This is a genomic window from Porphyrobacter sp. HT-58-2, from assembly GCF_002952215.1.
Taxonomy (GTDB): Bacteria; Pseudomonadota; Alphaproteobacteria; order Sphingomonadales; family Sphingomonadaceae; genus Erythrobacter.
The window spans coordinates 1,092,813-1,110,086 of record NZ_CP022600.1; the positions used below are offsets into that span (position 1 = coordinate 1,092,813).

The window sequence follows — 17,274 nt, forward strand, 5'->3', positions numbered from 1 at the left end:
TGCCATCTTGACCGAACGCGCCGCTTGAGGCAGTGGCACGCTCCTGCCCGGGCGGGTGTAGCTCAATGGTAGAGCAGAAGCTTCCCAAGCTTACGACGAGGGTTCGATTCCCTTCACCCGCTCCAGCCCTTAGCTATTGTCGTGCGGGTTTCCGCGCCGCCAGCGTCAATCGCGCGCCAGATCGATCTTGGATACCTTGCCAGCGGCATTGCGCGGCAGATCATCGACGAAGGCGATGTGGCGCGGCACCTTGTAGTTGGCCATGTTCTCTCGCGCCCAGCCGAGCAACTCGCCCGCCTCGGCTTGCGCGCCGGGGCGCAGGACGACGAAGGCCTTGCCGACCTCGCCCATGCGTTCGTCCCGCACGCCGATCACCGCCGCCATGCCGATCGCGGGATGCGCCGCGAGCAGCTTTTCGACCTCGGCAGGATAGACGTTGAACCCGCCCGAGATGAACATGTCCTTCTTGCGGTCGGTGATGCGCACATAGCCGTTCGCGTCCATCGTCCCGACATCGCCGGTGTTGAGCCAGCCGTCGGCGTCGATTGCCTCGGCGGTGGCGGCAGGATCGTCGAGATAGCCCTGCATCACCCCGATCCCGCGCACCCAGATTTCGCCGGTCTCCCCGCGCGGCAGTTCCCGCCCGTCCTCGTCCGCGATGATCACTTCGTTGCCCGGGATCGCCGCGCCGCAGGTGCCCGCGATCAGCTCCACCGGATCGCCGGGGCGGCACGAGGTGATGTTGACGCATTCGGTCATGCCATAGGCGGTAATGATGTCGCGCATGCCGAGCTCGGTGCGGATGCGCTCGACCAGTACCGGGGGCACTGTCGCCGCCCCGGTGGTGCCGCCCCTCAGCGAGGAGGTGTCGAACGGCGCGCGCTCCCGCTCGGCCAGCAGCATCTGGAAGATCGTCGGCGGGCCGGGGAGGAAGGCGATGCGTTCCTGCGCAATCAGGCGCGCAGCCTCGGCGGTATCGAACTGCGGCATCGGCACCATCACCGCGCCCGCGATCAGGCAGGCGACCCAACCGACCTTCATCCCGAAGCTGTGAAAGAACGGATTGGCGATGAGATAACGCTCGCCTTTCGCAAGACCAGTATTGCCGATCCACACCCCGACCTGCGGGATGATCCGTCCATGGGTCATCAGCACGCCCTTGGGCTGGCCGGTGGTGCCGCTGGTGAACATGATGTCGGACAGGTCATCGGCGGTGAGGCCCGCAAGGCTGGCGTCGATGCGCGCGTCGCCTGCGCCCTTGCCGGTGGCGAGGAAGGCGTCCCAGTCGCGGTCCATCAGGATCGTCTCGGCCAGATCGGGCAGCGCCTCGTCGGCCAGCAGCGCCGGATAGTCGATGCCGAGGAAGTCGGTCACCGCGAACAACATCCGCGCATGAGTGCGGCGCAGGATATCACCCGCCTCCCGCCCTTTGAGGCGGGTGTTGAGCGGCACGATCGCTGCCCCGCAGGCCTGCGCGGCGACGGCGGCGATCACCCATTCGCGGCGGTTGGGCGCCCAGATCGCGATCCGGTCGCCGCGGGTCACGCCGCGTTCAAGCAGCGCTGAGGCTGTGCGGCGGCATTCGTCCCATAGCTCGGCAAAGGTAAAGCGCGTGTTCCCCTCGATCAGCGCGAGTTCATTGCCCCAGCGCCGCGCGGCAGCCGCGGCGGCGTGCGGGATCGTGGCGGGCAAGGCGCTCATGCCGCCCCCATGTTGGCAGGGCCGAAATAGGCCTTCATTCCTGCGACCTTGCCTTCGGCATCAAAGGCGAAGACATCGATCACGTCGATCCGGGTATCGGCGCCGTCCCAATGCAGATCGACATGGAAGGCAAAGGCGGCATGACCGGCGGCGCAGCGCACAGGCCCGTCGAGTGTCAGGCGCGCGCCCGCGGCGATCCCGACCGCGAAGAATTCGCGCAGAGCCGCCTGGCCGACGCGGGGCGGGGTGCCGACCGGGTCCTCGACCATCGCGTCCTCGGCGAACACCGCGCAGACTCCGTCGAGATCGCCGCGATTATAGCTGGCTACATAGGCCTCTACGGCCGCCACCATCCGGTCAGTGTCCAGCATTCTCAGGCCTCCGGGTAATAGCGGCTGATGGTGTCGACCACGCAGGCGGGCTTGTCCGCGCCCTCTATCTCGACCGTGACCCGCACCACCGATTGCACCGCGCCCTTCACTTCCTCGACGCCGACGATCTCGCCCCGACCGCGGATGCGTGCGCCCACGCGCACCGGATTGAGGAAGCGCAGCCGGTCCGCGCCGACATTCACCGCATGGGTGAAGCCGCGCACTTCAATGAGTTGCGGCAGGAAGTGGTTGACGAGGCTCATGGTCAGATAGCCATGCGCGATGGTGCCGCCGAAGGGGCCGGTCTTGGCGCGTTCGACATCGACGTGGATCCACTGGCGATCCTCGGTCACTTCGGCAAAGCCGTCGACCCGCGCCTGATCGATGGCGAGCCATTCGGTCGGGCCAAGCTGTGTCCCTTCGGCACCGATGAGATTGCGCGGGCTTTCAAACAGTGTGGGCATCTTCAGGCCCTCTGGCTCGACACGGACAGCACCTCGCCGGTCATGTAGCTGGCGAGGTCGGAGGCGAGGAAGATCATCGCATTGGCGACTTCCCACACCTCGGCCGGGCGGCCGAAAGCCTCGCGCGCGGCGAGATCGGCGAGCAGTTCGTCGCTCGTCACTTTCGCCAGAAACGCGTGCATCGCGATCGACGGCGCGACGGCATTGATCCGCACGCTATGTTCGGCGGCTTCGAGCGCGGAGCAACGGGTGAAGGCCATCACTCCGGCCTTGGCGGCGGCATAATGCGCCTGTCCCTTCTGCGCGCGCCAGCCGAGCACAGAGGCATTGTTCACGATTGCGCCGGTCTGGCGGGCCTGCATCGGAGGGAGGAAAGCGCGGGTCATGCGCATCACGCTGGTGAGCGTCACGTCGAGCACGCGGTGCCATTGTTCGTCGGTCATTTCCGTGACCGACACCTCGCCGCCGAGGCCCGCATTGTTGATCAGCACATCGACATGGCCGAGCCCCGCCAGCGCCGCATCGCGCAAAGCATCGACATCCTCCTGCCGGGTGACGTCGCACAGGCAGGTGAGCGGCCGCTCGCACCCGACTTCGGCCGCGATCCGGTCGGCCGCTTCGCCCAGACGGCGCTCGTGGAAGTCCGAGACCAGCACCCGCGCGCCTTCCTCTGCGGCGCGCTTGGCGACGGCAAAGCCAATGCCCGTTCCGGCGGCGGCGGTCACCACCACCGTCTTGCCCTTGAGAAGATCACGCGGCGGCGGATAGGCGGGTGTCAGGCTCATGCGTCCCCCCTCGGTTCGCGGGGCAGGCCGAGACCCCGTTCGGCGATCAGGTTGCGCTGGATCTGGTTGGTCCCGCCATAGATCGTGTCGGCCCGCGAATAGAGGAACAGGTTGGGCAGCATCGGCCATTCGTAGCCGTCATGATCCGTAACCTCGCCCGCCTGCCCGAGCACCTCCATCGCCAGCTCTCCGAGGCTGCGGCGCCAGCTTGCCCACTGGATCTTGTAGGTCAGCGCCGCGCCATCGACGCTCGCGTGATCGGTGTTCGAGAGCATCCTGAGCGCGCCGTAACGCATCAGGCGCAGGCCGATTTCTGCCTTGGCGATGCGCTGGCGGATCAGCGGATCCTTCGCCGCGCCGTTTTCCTTGGAGGCGGCGATAATCGCATCGAGTTCGTTTCTGAACGCCATCTGCTGGCCCAGCGTCGAAACCCCGCGCTCGAAGCTCAGCAGCGTCATCGCCACCCGCCAGCCATCGCCGACCGCGCCGATCAGGCTGTCCGCCGGGCAACGCGCGCCGTCGAAGAAGGTCTCGTTGAATTCCGCATCGCCGTTGATCTGGCGGATCGGGCGGATTTCGATGCCGGGCTGATCCAGTTCCATCATCAGGAAGGTAAGGCCCTTCGGCCCCTTTGATCCCTCCTCGGACCGGGTGACGACAAAGATCCAGTCCGAGATATGCGCAAGGCTGGTCCAGATCTTCTGGCCGTCGACGATCCACTCGCCGTTCTCGAGCCGCGCCTTGGTGCGCACGCTGGCGAGGTCGGAACCGGCGTTGGGCTCGGAAAAGCCCTGACAGAAGATCGTCTTACCCGAAGCGATATCAGGCAGGAAGCGGCGCTTCTGTTCGTCGGTGCCGAGCGCCAGCAGCGTCGGCCCGGCAAGTTCGATACCGATATGGTTGACCCGCCCCGGCACGCCCGCGCGGGCATATTCCTCGGCAAAGATCACCTGCTGGGCAAGGGTCGCATCGCGCCCGCCCCATTCCTTGGGCCAGCCGATACAGCCCCAGCCATGCGCGCCGAGATGCTGTTCCCATTCCTTGCGCCGCTCGGCCTTTTCGGTGAGCGTGGTGATGCCTCTGATGTCGGCGAATTCGCCCGCCATCTGCGTATTGAGCCATTCGGCACATTCAGCGCGGAACTCCTCCTCCGCAGGCGTAAATCCCAGTTTCATGCCGTCTCTCCGAGCACCATCGCGGCGATCTGCTCGCGGTGCCAGTCGTTCTTGCCCAGCAGCGTCTGCAGCGCGCGGGCGCGCTTGAAGAACAGGTGGGCGTCGTGTTCCCAGGTGAAGCCGATGCCGCCGTGCAGCTGGATCATGTCCCCGGCGCAGCGAAAGGCGGTGTCGGCGCAGAAGCTCTTGGCGGCGTGGAGTGCGAGGGCAGCTTCCTCTGATCCCTCGTCCACCGCGCAGGCAGCCCAGTAGACCGCCGAGCGGGCCTGCTCGATTTCGACCATCATGTCCGCGAGGCGGTGCTTGTAGGCCTGAAACGATCCGATCGCGCGGCCGAACTGCACGCGGTCGCGGGCATAGGCGACAGTGCGATCGAGCGCGGCCTGCGCGAGGCCAAGGCCATCGGCAGCCAGCGTGACGAGGCCAGCCTCGGTCGCAGCCTTGGCGGCTGCGTGCGGGTCGGCGAGGGGTTCGCCTTCGGCTCCGGCCAGCTCGACACGCGCAAAGGGACGGGTTTGGTCCATGGTGGTTTGGGCGGTGATGCTCACGCCCGGCGCATCGGCGCGCACCAGCCAGCTGCCGCCCGCCCCGCTGACCAGCAGCAGCCCGGCGGCGCTGCCATGAGCAACAAAGGCGCTGGAGCCGGTCAGGCTGTCGCCCTCTGCCACCAGATCATCGGCTTCGACATGGGCGGCGATGGTCTCGCCCGAGAGCAGGGCGGGGAGCCACTCGCTACGCTGCGCCTCGCTCCCTCCTGCGGCAATCGCCTGCGCCACCAGTGCCAGCGAGCCGAGCATCGGCAGCGCGGCGACCTGCGCGCCCGCCGCCTCGGCGATGATCGCCAGTTCGACAAGGCCCAGCCCCGCGCCGCCCGCCGCTTCGGGAATGCCGATGCCCGACAGGCCAAGCTCCTGACAGAAGGCCTGCCACAGGGCATGGTCGATCCCGTCCGTCGCCATCGCCGCGCGGGTGCGTTCGGAGGTGGCATTCTCGGCGAAGAAGGTCTGCGCCGTCTCCGCGATCATGCGTTGTTCGTCGGTGAACACGAAATCCATGGCTCAGCTACCCCACACTTTGCGCGGCGGGGTACGCGCGGCGAGCAGCCGCTCCACCGCTGCGCCCACTTCCTCCGGCTGCCAGCGCGCGCTCTTGTCCACGACGGGGCCTTCGCGCCAGCCGTCCTCGATCATGATCTTGCCGCCTTCCAGTTCGAACACGCAGCCGGTGACATCGCGGCTCTCCGCGCTGCCGAGCCACACCACGGCAGGCGCGATATTGGCCGGGTCCATCACGTCGAAGTCCGCGCCTTGCGTCGCCATCTTGTCGGCAAAGGCCTGCTCGGTCATGCGCGTGCGTGCCGAAGGGGCGAGGGCATTGGCGGTGATCCCGTAGCGGCCCAGTTCCGCCGCCTGTACCAGCGTCAGCGATGCGATGCCGCCCTTGGCGGTCGAATAGGCGGCCTGCGCAATCGAGCCCTGAAGCCCTGCGCCGCTGGTGGTGTTGATGATCCGCGCGCCTGGATCGCGCCCGTCCTTCTGCTTGGCGCGCCAGTAGTTCACGGCATGGCGACTGATGCAGAAATGCCCGCGCAGGTGGACGTGCATGGTCGCATCCCATTCCTCGATCGTGGCCGACACAAACATCCGGTCGCGCACGATCCCGGCGTTGTTGACCACCACGTGCAGGTCACCAAAGGCGGCGATCGCAGCTTCGACGATCCGGCCGGCAGCGTCCCAGTCGGTCACGTCCTCGTAATTGGCGATCGCCTTGCCGCTGGCAGCGATGATTTCGGCCACCACTTCGTCGGCGGCGCTAGTGTCGCGCCCCTCGCCGCCCAATGAGGTGCCGATGTCGTTGACGACAACATTGGCACCCTCGGCGGCAAACGCGAGCGCATAGGCCCGCCCCAGTCCGCGCGCTGCGCCGGTGATGATGACGGTTCTTCCGTCGCAGATACCCATTGTCACAGCCTTTCGATGATCGTCACGTTGGCCTGCCCGCCGCCTTCACACATGGTCTGGAGGCCATAGCGCCCGCCGGTGTCCTCCAGCGCGTGAAGCAGCGTCGTCATCAGCCGCGCGCCGGTGCCGCCGAGCGGGTGGCCGAGCGCGATCGCCCCGCCCCGCAGGTTGACCCTGTCGTGCGGAATGCCGAGCTCCTTCATCCACGCCAGCGGCACGGAGGCGAAGGCTTCGTTGCATTCGAACAGGTCGATATCCTCCACCCGCATCCCGGCCTTGGCGAGGGCGTGCCGGGTCGCGGGGATCGGCGCGGTGAGCATCCACACCGGATCATCGGCACGCACCGAAAGGTGGTGGATGCGCGCGCGCGGTTTGAGACCGTGCTCCTTCACCGCGCGCTCGCTGGCGATCAGCAGCGCGGCCGAACCGTCGCAGTTCTGGCTGGCGACCCCGGCAGTGATGGTGCCTTTGCCGCCGACTGGATTGAGTGCGGCGAGCCCTTCCAGCGTGGTGCCGGGGCGGATCGTTTCATCCTGCTCCAGCCCTTCGAGCGGCGCGATCTCGCGGGCGAAGGCGCCGCCGGTTGTGGCGGCATGGGCGCGCGCGTGCGAAGCGACGGCGAATTCTTCCATATCCTCGCGGGAAATGCCCCACTTGTCGGCGATCATCTGGGCCGACGCGATCTGGTTCAAGAGCCCGTCGCCATAGCGTGCGACCCAGCCGGGCGAGGTGTTGAAGGGGTTGTCGAAGCCATAGGGCTGCCCCGCATACATCGCCGCCGAAATGGGGATGGCGTTCATCGCCTGACTTCCGCCCGCCACGACAAGGTCCTGCGTCCCGCTCATCACGCCCTGGGCAGCAAAGTGGACCGCCTGCTGGCTCGATCCGCACTGCCGGTCAACCGTGGTGCCGGGCACGTGCTGGGGGAGCCCCGCGACGAGCCATGCAGTGCGTCCGATATCGCCGGCTTGCGGCCCGATGGTATCGCAGCACCCCCACACGCAATCATCGACCGCGCCGGGATCGATGCTGTTGCGGTCAAACAGGGCGCGCAAGGGGTGCGCGGCGAGATCGGCCGGGTGCAGCGCGGCGAGCGAGCCCTTCTTGCGGCCCATCGGGCTGCGCACGGCGTCGATGATGTAAGCTTCAGGCAAAGGTGTTCTCCGGTCCGATGGGATGCGCAGCCCCGATCACGGCAGTATCGATGCGGGCGAGGTGGGAGGCGCGGCTGCCCCATGCACCGCCGAGCGCCCAGGCGCGCTTCATCCAGAAATGCAGATCGACTTCGTAGGTGTAGCCCATCGCGCCGTGGACCTGGATTGCGCTTTCGGCGGCGAGATAGGCGGCATCGGTGGCGACCACCTTCGCATGGCTGACGTGGAGCGAGGCGCTGGCCGCGCGGTCATCGAGCGCCTGCGCCGCGCGCCAAAGCACCGGCCGCGCAAATTCGAGCGCCACGGCGACATCGGCGAGCTTGTGCTTGATCGCCTGAAACGCGCCCACCGGCTGGCCGAACTGGGTGCGGATCTTGGCGTATTCGACCGCCTGATCGAGCATCGCCTCGGCCAACCCGACGAGCTGCGCAGCGCTCATCAATGCCCCGAGATCGAGCAGCAGTGGATCATCGCTCGGTGCTTCGTGCAGCGCGGCAAGGCGGCGCAAGGGATCGATGCTGGCGAGCGGCTCGCCCTCGCCGTCCGCCACCCAGCCGTTGATCCCATGAGCGGCGAGGGGGCGGTGTTCGCCCGCCACGACAGCGGCAAGATCGCCCGTCTGCCCTTGCGCGATCAGCCAGGGGGTGGCGACAAAGGCGCTTTCCACCAGCGGCTCGGCGAGGCACACGCGGCCACATTCGCGCGCAATCAGTGCGGCGTCGAGCAGGCCCATGCCAAGCCCGCCATGGGCCTCGGGCACCAGCAGGCCGGTGAGGCCCATCTCGACCAGCCCCTGCCAGAGCGCGGGATCGCGGTTCGGCCCGGCGTCGAGGCGGCGCAGCACTTCCGGCCCATGGGTGCCCGCGAGATAATCGCGCACAGCCTCGGCCAGTTCGAGCCGTTCGGGAGCAATCAGCATATCCATCAGCCCGCTCCCACCCGCGGCAGGCCGAGCAGGCGCTCGGCGGTGATGTTGCGCTGGATCTCATTCGATCCGGCGTAGATCGGGCCGGAGAGCGAGAACATGTAGCCCTCCAGCCATTCGTTGATCGAACCATCGGCCAGCGCACGCAGCTCTGCCGCCGCGCCGAGCAATTGCATCGCGGTGCGGTGCATCGCGCGGTCGAGTTCGGACCAGAAGATCTTGTTGAGGCTCGCTTCCGCCCCGATCTTGCCGCCCGCCATGATCTTCGCGGCGACGGCATAGGTGTTGTAGGCATAGGCCTGCGCGTCCATCCACGCCCGCATCACCGCCTCGCGCGCGGAGGGCGCGGCGGCAGCCTCGTGCTGGCGGAACAGTTCGACCAGCCGGCGCGCGGCGGCCTGAAACCGCCCCGGCGAGCGCAGCATCAGCCCGCGCTCGAAACCGGCGGTGGCCATGGCGACGCTCCAGCCCTCCCCTTCGCCCGCCAACCGGTTGTCCACCGGCACGCGCACATCGTCGAAGAACAATTCGGCAAAGCCGGGATGGCCGTGGAGCTGGCGGATCGGGCGGCGGGTGATGCCCGGCGTATCGAGATCGAACAGGATGAAGGACAGACCCTTGTGGCGCTGGCTGCCCTCCTCGGTGCGGAACAGGCCGAAGCCCCAGTCGGCAAAGCTCGCGCGGCTCGACCAGGTCTTCTGGCCATTGATCACGTAGTGATCGCCGTCGCGGTAGGCGGTGGTCTTGATCGCCGCCATGTCACTACCCGCGCCGGGCTCGGACCAGGCCTGCGCCCAGATCACCTCGCCCGCCGCCATGGGGGTGAGGAAGCGGGCCTTCTGCTCGGGGGTGCCATATTCCATGATGGTGGGGCCGAGCAGGAAGATGCCGTTCTGATTGACCCTGAGCGGCGCGCCCGCGCCCCAGTATTCTTCCTCGAAGATCAGCCATTCGATGAGGTCGAGCCCGCGCCCGCCATAGGTCTCGGGCCAGGTCACCATGCCCCAGTTGCCGCTGGCGAGCTGGCGTTCCCAGCCGACATGCTGGTGATAGCCTTCCTCGCATTCGAGCGTGAGCAGCGGCGCGGGCGGCACGTTGGCCGCAAGCCATTCGCGCACCTCGGCGCGGAAGGCCTGCTGTTGTTCGGTGTAAGCAAGCTGCATGGTCAGAACTCGGCGGCCTTGCCGGTTGCGACAAAGGCATCGCGCGCCTTCTGGCTGTCTTCGTGCATGTACATTTCGAGCGTGAAGCCCTGCTCCCAGCGATAGCCGCGATCGACATCGCGCGGTTCGAGGCCGTTCAGCGCCTCCTTGGCGATCACCAGCGCCTTGCGGCTCTTGCTGGCGATGACGGCGCAGAAGGCGCGGGCTTCGGCTTCCAGAGCGGCGCGCGGTACGACCTTCTCGACCGCGCCGAGGCGGTAGGCTTCCTCGGCCGGGATATTGCCGCCGGTGAAGAAGGCCGCGCGCACCTTGTGCAGCGGCAGCATGCGCGAGAGGTGGCTGGCCCCGCCCATCGCCCCGCGATCGACTTCGGGCAGGCTGAAGAAGGCATCATCGGCGGCAATGATCGTGTCCGACGCGCCGCAGATCCCGATCCCGCCGCCGATCACGAACTTGTGCACGGCGGAGACCACCGGCACTTCGGCCTCGCGGATCGCCTTGAAGGTGAGGTAATTGCCGCGATTGAGGAGCGTGATGCGTTCGGGGTGCGCCTGCATCTCCTTGATGTCCACCCCGCCGCAGAAGCCGCGCGATTCCGCTGCGGCGCGGATGAGGACGCAATTGACCTCCGGATTGCGCGCGGCGGCGGTGATCATGTCGGGGATCGACAGCCAAGTGGCGCTATCGAAAGCGTTGACGGGCGGCACGTCGAAGACGATTTCGGCGATGCGGTTCTGGATGGTGGTGGTGATCGGCATGGATTTACCCTCCGTTCGCTTCGAGCGCAGTCGAGAAGCCGGGCGCAGGTGTCTCGACTGCGCTCGACACGAACGGCTCCGGGGAAAGCGCGGCGATCCGCGCCCGCGCTTCGGTTTCGATTCTGGCGAGCAGGTCGGCGCAGGACGGCAGATCATCGAGCCGGCCCGCGACCTGCCCCGAGGCCATCAGCCCGCCGATGGCATCGCCTTCGACCACGGCCTTTTGCAGCAGCGTCGGCGCGGCGGCCGCAAGCATGGCTTCGGGTAGCGACATTTCGCCGTGGCTGGTCATGCGCGCGCGCGGCAGCGAGAAGTTCGCCCCAGCTGGCACCGGTGGCCCGCTTCATGGCGAAGGCGGCCAGCAATCCGCGCCGCCAGCGCGCCAGTGCGCCGCCCGCCTCGATCCTCTCGAGCATCGGGTTGCGGATCATCCGCTGCGGGATGCCGTCGATCTTGCTGGTGACGATGATATCCTGCGTCCCCGCGCGGGCATAGGCGGCCTTGACCGCGTCGGGCACCGGGCTGTCGCTGGTCATCATGAAGCGGCTGCCCATTGCAATCCCGGCCGCGCCATAGGCCAGCGCCGCCGCAAGCCCGCGGCCGTCGGCAAAGCCGCCCGCGGCCGCGACCGGCACGCTCACGGCATCGAGCACTTGCGGCAGCAGCACCGTGGTGGCGACCGAACCGGTATGCCCGCCGCCCTCGCCGCCTTGCACGGTGATCGCCTCGCACCCGAGGCTCACCATCTTCTGCGCGTGCTTCAATGCGCCCACGGTGGGGATGCACACGATCCCGGCCTCGCGGAAGCGCGCGATCATCGAGGCATCCGGCCCGCGCCCGAAGCTGACCGCGCGCACGCATTCCGCATTGGCGATGATGATTTCGACGATCTCGCGCGCGCCGGGCTGGAAGCTATGGAAATTGACCCCGAAGCGGTGTGGCGTGTGGCGGCTGGTTTCGGCAATCGCTTCCGCCAGTTCGGCAGGCTGCATCACTGCGCCTGCCAGAAACCCGAAAGCCCCCGCATTGCTGCTCGCTGCCACCAGCCGCGGCGTTGCGATCCAGCCCATCGCGGTCTGGATCACCGGCAGGCGGCTACCCAGAAGGGCGGTCAGCGGGGTGGCGAGCACATCGGCCATGGTCAGCCCTTGTCAGCCTCGCGCGCCTTGTTCTTCTCGGCCATCGACTTGCCACTGAACCCGGCGATGTAGTCGCCCGAGACGAGCTGGTTGTTGGCGTGGGCGAAGTGGTGGTAGCCGAAGCTCGCGTCGATCCCGGCTTCCTTGCCAGCCAGCGTCTCCATGTGATTGACCGCCTGCTTGGCGAGTTGCAGCGCAAGGCGCGGCTGTTCGGCAATGCGCGCGGCGACGCGGGCGACCTCGGCTTCCAGATCGGCGCGCGGCACGACCCGGTTGACCATGCCCATCTGGTAGGCGCGCTCGGCGCTCATGCGTTCGCCGAGGAACAGGAATTCCTTGGCGATGCGCGGGTTCAGTTCATGCGCGTGGGCAAAATATTCGACGCCGGGGAAGCCCATCTGCAACACCGGGTCCTGGAAAAAGGCATCGTCACTGGCGATGATCAGATCGCACACCCAGGCGAGCATCAGCCCGCCCGCGATGCAGGCACCGTGAACCTGCGCGATGGTCGGCTTGGGCAGGGCGCGCCACCGCTTGCACATGCCGAGATAGACTTCCTGCTCGCGGATATAGGCCTTCTCCGCGCCGCCCTTGTTGGCGTGATCGTACCACATCAGCCGGCGATCGAAGCTCGAATGGAAGTCGCGCCCGGGGCTGCCGATGTCATGTCCGGCGGTGAAGTGCTTGGCATCCGACTTGAGGATGATGACCTTGACCTCGTCGTCATCGACCGCACGCTTGAAGGCGTCGTCGAGCGCATAGGTCATCTGGCTGTTCTGGACGTTGTGGAACTGCGGCCGGTTGAGCGTGATCCGCGCGATACCGTCAGCCGCGTGGTAGAGCACCGGCTCGTCAGTCTCGTAGACCGGCGGCTGATCAACCTTGGGAACGATGGCGTCGCTCATGATGCGCTCCTGATGGCAGGTGGGTTGTCGGCCAGCACGCTGTGGCGGATGCCATGCGGATCGAGCCGCGCGATGATGGCGAGCTGTTCTTCGGTCGGCAGCGCGGTCTCGCCCGCCACTGCGTCGATCAGCGGGAAGCCGGTAGCCGCCTCGACGTCGGCAAAGGTCACGCCGGGGTGCAGCGAGATGACCCGCACCGCGTGGTCTGGCCCGCCGAAATCCATAACGCACAGGTTGGTGACGATGCGCTTCAGGTCGATGGCGGAGTAGTTGCCGCCCGCGATCCGCCGCGCGGGGTTGTAGCCCGGCGAGGACACCCGATCGACTTCGCCTGCCACGAACACTCGCGGTCCATGGGCGGGGATGAACATCGAATTGGCGTGATAGATGCCGTTGCCGGGGAAACCGCGCGCGCCGAGCATCTGGGTTTTCGGCTGGGCATGGGTGCCGCCCAGCGCCGAAAGGTTGGTCTGGCCGAAGCGGTCGACCTGCGTTGGCGTCACCATCGCGTGCCGCCGCCCGCTCCACACCGCACTGTCGAAGAAGCGGCTGAAGGGCAGGTAACCCGCGGCCTTCCGGTCGTCATAGGCGCGCGGGCCGATCGGCACGGGCTGTTCGACAAGGAAGGCCTCGCCGTCGGTCATCATCAGGCCGGGTGAATGGGTCAACTTGGCAAGCCCCACGCCGAGGCGCGGGATCGGGCCGATACCGGTGCCGACCAACTCGCGGTCCGTGCGGAAGGCCTCCGCCACAGCCGCGATGCACAGTTCCGCGAGAGTCGCCATCAGAACACCGGCAGGGGGAGCGCCCCGACCGCCTCCATACCGCCGACCGAAGCGAGATAGTCCGCCTCGCTCGCGCCCACGAATTGCGCCGCCACACTGGCCCAGTCGCCCGGGTCCTTCGCGGCCGCCGCGTATTTCTTGAACCAGCCCATATCCCAGCCGTAGTCAGGCGGGAGCGAGGTCGGATGCGCCCCGCCCTTCGCCTCGGTCACGCCGGTGACGAAGCAGCGTTCGAACAGGTTGGCGCGGACATCGTCCGGAAAGGCATCTTCCATCGCCGGGACGAGTTCCTCGCACGAGACGAAGCACTGGTCCGCCGCCTTGGCGAACCATTCGTCGTAATAGGTGTCCGGGCCGAGCGCCTGGACATTGCCGCGATGGTCGCAACGCTGGACGTGGATCAGCGCGGCATCGAGCTTCAGGGCGGGCATCGCCACCATCACCTCGCCATCGTCATAGGGCGACTGCACGGTCTTCAGCCCGCCGAGTTCGACAAGATCGGTGCCGAGCCCGACGCGGGTGGGCAGGAAAGGGAGCTGGAAGGCGGCGGCCTTGAGGCCCCACTGGAACATCCCTTCGTCGAGTTCGAGCACCTCGATCGCGCCGGCCTCACGGGCCTTGCGGAACCACGGTTCGAGCGGGATCGCGTCAAGCGAGACGAAGGCGAAGACCAGCTTCTTCACCTTGCCCGCCGCGCACAGCATGCCGACATCGGGGCCGCCATAGGAAACGATTGTGAGGTCTTTGAGATCCGAGCGCAGGATTTCGCGCACCAGCGCCATCGGCTTGCGGCGCGGACCCCAACCGCCGATGCCGAGCGTCATGCCGCTTTCAAGTCGGCCGACGATCTCGGCGGAGCTCATCCGTTTGTCGAGCGTACTCATTCGGCTGCCTCGGCCTTCTGCGCCTCGGCCATCGCCTTCTGCCAGGCCCATTCGTGGCCCCAGATGCTGATGCCAATATGCTTGGTCACTTCCCAGCTCGCCGGATCGATCACCAGACTGTCGCAGCCGATTTCGAGATCGAAGCCGCCCGGGGTCTGGACGTAGAAGCCGACGGTCTCGTCATTGAAATGCTGACCGAGGCTGGCGCTTTCGGGATAGCCCATCGCCTTCATCCGGTCATAGGCTTTGCCCACTTCCACCAGGCTGGGATATTCCAGCATGACATGAACCGCGCCCGACGGCGGCACTGGCCCTTCGCCGAAAGCGATCGAGTGATGGCGGCCATTGTCGGCATGGAGAAAGGCGAAGTGCATCGCCGGGGCGTCGGGGCCCATGAGGTGAAAGGCCGGCATATCGGTTTCACGGAAGCCGATCACGTCGCGGTGAAAAGCCAGCGTCGCCGGAAAATCGGGCGCGGAAAAGACCGCGTGGCCCATCCCCATTGCGCCGGTGATGAAGTGGGAAATGCCGAGCGGCGAGACGAATGGTTCATCCGTGCGGCTGTCGCCGCAGTAGAATTCAAGGCCATTGCCCGCCGGATCGCTGGTGGCAAACCCTGCCTCGACCCCGCGCAGCGCTGCCGCCTCGGGGGTGAAGCGCTCGACCGGGCGACCGGCCGCGGCAATCCGGGCCGCGAGATCATCCAGCGCGGCATCGTCGGCCACTTCATAGGCGGCAGCCTTGAACCATTCGCGGTTCGATTTCTCGATTCGGAACCGGAACGGCCTGTCGTCGATGCGGAACTGCATCGCGCCGTCGGCAGCGTCAGGCGCACGCATGACACCCGCCAACTGGGTTAGAAACCTGTCCCACCGCTCTGGCTGGGCCGTTTCGATAATGACATAGCCAAGCGCCTTGACGCCCATGGCCTCTACTCCCCTTTCACGAGGTCGAGGAAGTACGGACGTTCTCCCCCGCCATCGACATTGATCCGAGCTCCGCTCACCCATCCGGCGAGGGGCGAGCACAGCCACAGCACTGCCCCGGCGATGTCTTCGCCCGTCCCCATCCGTTGAAGCGGCATCGAGCGGCCTACTGCGGCCTGCGCTGCGGCATCGCCATAGGTCGCCTCGGCAGTTTCAGTTGCCATCAGCCCGGCGATGATCGCGTTGACGCGGATACCCTGAGGTCCCCACTCCTGCGCGAGGCTCTGGGTGAGATTGAGCAGCCCCGCCTTGGCTGCGCCATAGGCTGCCGTGCCGGGCGACGGGCGGATCGCCGACACGCTGGCGATGTTGACGATACTGCCGCTCCCCGCCTGCGCCATGTGCGCATGCGCGGCCTGCGAGAGATAGAGGGGTGCCATCAGATTGAGCCGGATGATCGCTTCGGAAAAGCGCGGGCTCGCTTCGGCAGCGACGACGGCGGGCGATCCGCCGGCATTGTTGACCAGGATGTCGATCCGTCCGGCCTCCGCCACGATTGCGTCCACCAGCGCGCGCACCGCCTCGGGATCGCGCACATCGACAGGGCGGAAGACGATTCCGTCCATCGCTTCGGTAGGGGCATTGCGGGCGCAGACGAAGACGCGCGCACCGGCATCGGCCAATGCCAGTGCGACCGCACGGCCCAGCCCCTTGGTCCCGCCGGTCACCAGCGCGACCTGCCCCATAAGATCAATTGTCGGCGTCTTGGCCAAGCTGGCCGCTCCCTTCCCTGCCCATTTTTCTGAATCGCGGCATGCGACTGCTGTTAAAACGTCAATATCGGAAGCCAAATGGCTTTTCAATTGACGATTTGCGTATCAAACGATAAAAAATTTTACGAGACCAATGTCGAGGGCTGAGTCGGTCAAGCCGACCAGCTTCGCAAGAGAGGAGCCGGTCGATGGGCGTTGCTGTGAAGCGTATGGATGTCGAAGGGGTTGTGCCGAGCGCGGAGGAGCTGCTGGAACGGGCGCGCGCCATGGTTCCGGTGCTTAAGGCGCGTGCGAAGGCGTGCACCGCTGCCCGCAACGTGCCGGCTGAAACCATCGCCGAAATGAAGGAGGCGGGCTTCTTCCGGATTCTCCAGCCCGCCCGTTTTGGCGGGTACGAGATGCACCCCAATGCCTTCTTCGAAGTGCAGAAGGTGCTGGCCGAAGGCTGCATGTCGACCGGCTGGATGTATGGCGTACTTGGCTGCCACCCCTATGAAATGGCCCTGTTCCATGAACAGGCGCAGATCGAAGTGTGGGGCGAGGATCCCGACATGCTGGTGTGCTCGACCTACCAGCCGGTCGGCAAGGTCACCCACGTTGAAGGCGGTTTCCGGCTGTCGGGTCGCTGGGGCTTTTCGACCGGGTCGGTGCATTCCGGCTGGATTCTGCTGGGGGCGTTCTGTCCGCCCAAGGACGACGGCACGCCAGCCGAAATGCGCACCTTCCTGCTCCCGCGCAGCGATTTCGAAATCGACGAGAACGCGTGGCACACCTTTGGTCTTCAGGGGACCGGCAGTCACGACATCATCGTCGATGACGCATTTGTGCCAGATTACCGCACCCACCGTTCGATCGACGGCTTCCTGTGCAAGAACCCCGGGCAGGAGGTGAACACCGGCCCGCTGTATCGCCTGCCCTGGGCGCAGGTCTTCACCCGTTCGGTCTCGACCGCGGCTTTCGGCGGGGCGCAGGCGGCGATCAATGCGGCGATGGCGATCATGCAGGATCGGGTTTCGACCAATACCGGCAAGGCTTCCAAGCAGGATCCGATCCTGCACGCGGCGCTGGCGCGGGCGATCGCCGAGAAGCAGGAAATGGAAACAACCCTGCGTCTGACCTTCGATGATCTGATGGGCTATGCCGAGCGGGGCGAGGATATCCCGATGGAAAAGCGGGCATTCTTTACCTACCAGTCGAGCACGGTCGTACGCAGGCTTGCGCGCCTGATCGACGATGTAGTGCAATTGTTCGGCGGACGGGCAATCTACATGACCAGCGAAATCATCCAGCCGTGGCTCGATCTCCACGCGGGCCGCGCCCACGTGGCCAATGATCCGGCCAACCGCACCGGCGACGCGATCGGCACGATGCTGGGCGAGGCTCCGCTCAACCCGTTCCTGTAAGG

General features: G+C 66.6%; 19 protein-coding genes and 1 tRNA gene. 2 read left to right on the forward strand and 18 right to left on the reverse strand.

The genetic code is table 11. From position 1 onward, the window contains the following. The first annotated feature begins 51 nt into the window (after positions 1 to 51). Positions 52 to 125: transfer RNA gene (locus CHX26_RS05215), tRNA-Gly, on the forward strand. 40 nt (positions 126 to 165) lie between these two features. On the opposite strand, the gene CHX26_RS05220 is transcribed toward CHX26_RS05215, so the two are convergent. From CHX26_RS05220 to CHX26_RS05300, 18 genes are read right to left on the reverse strand one after another with little or no spacing between them, the layout of a single operon-like run. Further along, a complete protein-coding gene (locus CHX26_RS05220) occupies positions 166 to 1,701 on the reverse strand; it encodes a FadD3 family acyl-CoA ligase (RefSeq protein ID WP_104941456.1) in 1,536 nt (511 codons plus the stop codon). After that, positions 1,698 to 2,072 (reverse strand): nuclear transport factor 2 family protein, encoded by a 375-nt coding sequence (locus CHX26_RS05225; protein ID WP_104941457.1) that lies wholly within the window; start codon positions 2,070 to 2,072, stop codon positions 1,698 to 1,700. The genes CHX26_RS05220 and CHX26_RS05225 overlap by 4 nt, the downstream gene beginning before the upstream one ends. A gap of 2 nt (positions 2,073 to 2,074) precedes the next feature. Then, complete coding sequence (locus tag CHX26_RS05230) at positions 2,075 to 2,536, reverse strand: MaoC family dehydratase (protein WP_104941458.1); 462 nt, start codon at positions 2,534 to 2,536, stop codon at positions 2,075 to 2,077. 2 nt (positions 2,537 to 2,538) lie between these two features. Continuing rightward, positions 2,539 to 3,321: an SDR family oxidoreductase gene (locus tag CHX26_RS05235; protein ID WP_104941459.1), complete on the reverse strand. Its 783-nt coding sequence runs from the start codon at positions 3,319 to 3,321 to the stop codon at positions 2,539 to 2,541. Beyond that, a complete protein-coding gene (locus CHX26_RS05240) occupies positions 3,318 to 4,496 on the reverse strand; it encodes an acyl-CoA dehydrogenase family protein (RefSeq protein WP_104941460.1) in 1,179 nt (392 codons plus the stop codon). The genes CHX26_RS05235 and CHX26_RS05240 overlap by 4 nt, the downstream gene beginning before the upstream one ends. Continuing rightward, positions 4,493 to 5,551, reverse strand: coding sequence for an acyl-CoA dehydrogenase family protein (locus CHX26_RS05245; RefSeq protein WP_104941461.1), 1,059 nt, complete (start codon positions 5,549 to 5,551; stop codon positions 4,493 to 4,495). The genes CHX26_RS05240 and CHX26_RS05245 overlap by 4 nt, the downstream gene beginning before the upstream one ends. A gap of 3 nt (positions 5,552 to 5,554) precedes the next feature. Next, positions 5,555 to 6,457 carry an SDR family oxidoreductase gene (locus CHX26_RS05250; protein ID WP_104941462.1) on the reverse strand — a complete coding sequence of 301 codons (903 nt, stop codon included), beginning with the start codon at positions 6,455 to 6,457 and terminating at the stop codon, positions 5,555 to 5,557. Positions 6,458 to 6,459: 2 nt separating this feature from the next. Beyond that, on the reverse strand, positions 6,460 to 7,611 hold the full coding sequence (locus CHX26_RS05255; protein ID WP_104941463.1) for an acetyl-CoA C-acetyltransferase: 1,152 nt from the start codon (positions 7,609 to 7,611) through the stop codon (positions 6,460 to 6,462). Continuing rightward, entirely contained in the window at positions 7,604 to 8,536 is a 933-nt protein-coding gene (locus CHX26_RS05260; protein WP_104941464.1) for an acyl-CoA dehydrogenase family protein, read from the reverse strand. The genes CHX26_RS05255 and CHX26_RS05260 overlap by 8 nt, the downstream gene beginning before the upstream one ends. Then, entirely contained in the window at positions 8,536 to 9,699 is a 1,164-nt protein-coding gene (locus CHX26_RS05265; RefSeq protein WP_104941465.1) for an acyl-CoA dehydrogenase family protein, read from the reverse strand. The genes CHX26_RS05260 and CHX26_RS05265 overlap by 1 nt, the downstream gene beginning before the upstream one ends. A 2-nt stretch (positions 9,700 to 9,701) precedes the next feature. After that, positions 9,702 to 10,457 (reverse strand): enoyl-CoA hydratase family protein, encoded by a 756-nt coding sequence (locus CHX26_RS05270; RefSeq protein ID WP_104941466.1) that lies wholly within the window; start codon positions 10,455 to 10,457, stop codon positions 9,702 to 9,704. 4 nt (positions 10,458 to 10,461) lie between these two features. Then, positions 10,462 to 10,674: a hypothetical protein gene (locus tag CHX26_RS16055; protein ID WP_233997285.1), complete on the reverse strand. Its 213-nt coding sequence runs from the start codon at positions 10,672 to 10,674 to the stop codon at positions 10,462 to 10,464. Then, positions 10,610 to 11,596, reverse strand: coding sequence for an NAD(P)H-dependent flavin oxidoreductase (locus CHX26_RS05275; RefSeq protein ID WP_233997286.1), 987 nt, complete (start codon positions 11,594 to 11,596; stop codon positions 10,610 to 10,612). The genes CHX26_RS16055 and CHX26_RS05275 overlap by 65 nt, the downstream gene beginning before the upstream one ends. A 2-nt stretch (positions 11,597 to 11,598) precedes the next feature. Beyond that, entirely contained in the window at positions 11,599 to 12,501 is a 903-nt protein-coding gene (locus tag CHX26_RS05280; protein ID WP_104941467.1) for an enoyl-CoA hydratase, read from the reverse strand. Beyond that, a complete protein-coding gene (locus tag CHX26_RS05285; protein ID WP_104941468.1) occupies positions 12,498 to 13,286 on the reverse strand; it encodes a CoA-transferase subunit beta in 789 nt (262 codons plus the stop codon). Before CHX26_RS05285 ends, CHX26_RS05280 begins: the two co-directional genes overlap by 4 nt. Then, entirely contained in the window at positions 13,286 to 14,170 is an 885-nt protein-coding gene (locus CHX26_RS05290) for a CoA transferase subunit A (RefSeq protein WP_104941469.1), read from the reverse strand. The genes CHX26_RS05285 and CHX26_RS05290 overlap by 1 nt, the downstream gene beginning before the upstream one ends. Further along, a complete protein-coding gene (locus CHX26_RS05295) occupies positions 14,167 to 15,096 on the reverse strand; it encodes a VOC family protein (protein WP_104941470.1) in 930 nt (309 codons plus the stop codon). The genes CHX26_RS05290 and CHX26_RS05295 overlap by 4 nt, the downstream gene beginning before the upstream one ends. Positions 15,097 to 15,101: 5 nt before the next feature. Continuing rightward, positions 15,102 to 15,869, reverse strand: a complete 768-nt coding sequence (locus CHX26_RS05300; RefSeq protein ID WP_233997287.1) for an SDR family oxidoreductase — start codon at positions 15,867 to 15,869, stop codon at positions 15,102 to 15,104. 188 nt (positions 15,870 to 16,057) lie between these two features. Between CHX26_RS05300 and CHX26_RS05305 the strand changes: the two genes are divergently transcribed. Beyond that, complete coding sequence (locus CHX26_RS05305) at positions 16,058 to 17,272, forward strand: acyl-CoA dehydrogenase family protein (RefSeq protein WP_233997288.1); 1,215 nt, start codon at positions 16,058 to 16,060, stop codon at positions 17,270 to 17,272. The last annotated feature ends 2 nt before the right edge of the window (positions 17,273 to 17,274 follow it).